2 protein-coding genes are annotated in these 2,221 nt (G+C 38.7%); one reads left to right on the top strand and one right to left on the bottom strand.

Annotated elements, in window-relative coordinates:
- Positions 1-1,395, top strand: a 1,395-nt coding sequence (locus AC1DND_RS26215) for an alpha-L-fucosidase (protein ID WP_477585577.1), incomplete at its 5' end; no start/stop codon positions are given.
- Between the two features lie 2 nt (positions 1,396-1,397).
- On the opposite strand, the gene AC1DND_RS26210 is transcribed toward AC1DND_RS26215, so the two are convergent.
- Positions 1,398-2,221, bottom strand: an 824-nt coding sequence (locus AC1DND_RS26210) for a rhomboid family intramembrane serine protease (RefSeq protein ID WP_477585575.1), incomplete at its 5' end; no start/stop codon positions are given.

Below are 2,221 nucleotides of genomic sequence, written 5' to 3'. Positions count from 1 at the left end.
CCACCTAAACCTTACGGTGCACTACCATCAAAAAGGCAACTGGCCTGGCATGATATTGAAGTTTACGGCCTAATCCATTTTACGCCAACTACATTCGAAAACAAAGAATGGGGCTTTGGCGATGCTGACCCGAAAACATTTAACCCAACAGATTTCAACGCCGATCAAATTATTAAAGCAGCCAGGGCCGGTGGATTAAAAGGCATCATCTTAGTTGCAAAACATCATGATGGTTTTGCTTTATGGCCAACCAAAACGACCGATTATAACATAAGTAAAAGTCCTTTCAGAGCAGGCAAAGGAAATTTAGTTAAAGAAGTGGAGCAGGCTGTACGTAAAAACGGTTTAAAGTTTGGGGTATACTGCTCGCCATGGGACAGGAACAACGCGCTTTATGGTACCGATAAATATTTGGCCATTTATCAGGCCCAGTTAAAAGAACTTTACAGCAATTTTGGCGAACTTTTTATGAGCTGGCACGATGGTGCTAATGGTGGTGATGGCTATTATGGTGGTGCAAAAGAAAAACGCTCGATAGATAACACTACCTATTACGATTGGAAAAATACCTGGGCCATTACCCGTAAAATGCAGCCCATGGCCAATATTTTTAGCGATATAGGTTTGGATATCCGCTGGGTAGGTAATGAAGATGGTCATGCAGCGCCAACCTCTTGGGCTACTTTTACACCGATGGCTCCTGATGGGAAAAATGAAGCCGTTCCCGGTCAGGCAAATTATCCGCAAAGTCCTGAAGGAATACGAAACGGTAAATTCTGGATGCCAGCAGAATGTGATGTTCCTTTAAGAAAAGGATGGTTTTACCATGCCAACGAAAAACCTAAAACCCCAGAAAAACTGTTCGATCTATATTTAAAAAGTGTTGGCCGTGGCGCAGGTTTAGATCTTGGTTTAGCACCCGATACCCGTGGACAACTTCACGAGGATGATGTTGCTGCACTGAAAACTTTTGGCGACATGGTTAAACATACTTTCGAGAATAACCTGGCCAAAAATGCCCAAATTAGAGCGAGCAACAGTAGAGGCAAAAAGTATGATGTTACTTCCCTGCTTGATGGTAAAAGGGAAAGTTACTGGGCAACACAGGATGATATTCATCAGGCAAGTTTAGAAGTAGATTTAAAAACTGCTAAAACCTTTGATATCATTAGCCTACAAGAGTATATTCCCTTGGGTCAGCGAATAGAGGCTTACACCATCGAGGTATTTGAAAACAATGCATGGAAAAAAGTTTACGACGGCACGAGCATCGGCGCGAAACGTTTGATTAAATTGGAGAGTCCCGTTACAACTAATAAAGTAAAAATAATCATTACTAAATCTCCGGTTTGTATTACGCTAAGTGAAATTGGGATATATAAATTCACAAACTAATTTTAATTTGCCCTGCTTAAGCTATCGCTAAGTTTGAAAGTGAGTTCTGCAACATTTGATATTTCTTTGGATGTTTGTTTACTGTACTTTGATACGCTATCAGCTTGAATATCTCTTAACATCAAAGCAGCAGCAAGAGACATTTTTTTGGCAATTTCTGCTTTCTTCGAACGATCGTAAGCCTCTAAATCTTTAAGCTTAAGAGGCTTCATCTGTTTGATAATTTGCAGGTTATTCTGGCTGGGGATAATGCCATAATCGTTCACTTCTCTAAGTTTTTCCTCTTTTGATAAGGATGCTTTCAAATATAAAAGCTGATTAAAGGAAATCAGGTTATCGCTAAAACTATCCCTTAGCTTCTTGTATTGTTGCGTTTGATAATTCGGAGTAAAAAAGGCTACTCCAAACGAAAAAGCAATAAATAAAATAAACACGCCTGCATAACGCAATTGAGTATTCTGCCAGGGCTGCTTTTGTAATTTAAAGCTAAAAATATAGCAGATTATAAAACCAGCTATCATGCCTGCAATATGTGTTGCATTATCAGTTGATTTAGATAATGATCCATTTAAAATAATTATCGCAGTTACAAAAACTGTACTGATCAACAATGCCCGGCTTGCATTTTTCTCAAAATATTTATTGAGCAAAAGTGCTATAAGTGCACCCATTACTCCCATAACCGCACCAGAAGCGCCAAAAATATAACCCACTTCGTGAAAAAGTAAGCTGATAAATCCGCCACAAATGCCACTTAACAAATAAATAGTTAAGAATTTTTTCCATCCTAATTTATTTTCAACCATTAATCCTAAATAGATTAATG

The organism is Pedobacter sp. 01N416 (assembly GCF_056399685.1).
The sequence above is the reverse complement of the archived record's forward strand: the minus strand, read 5'-3'. Positions and strand labels throughout refer to the sequence as shown.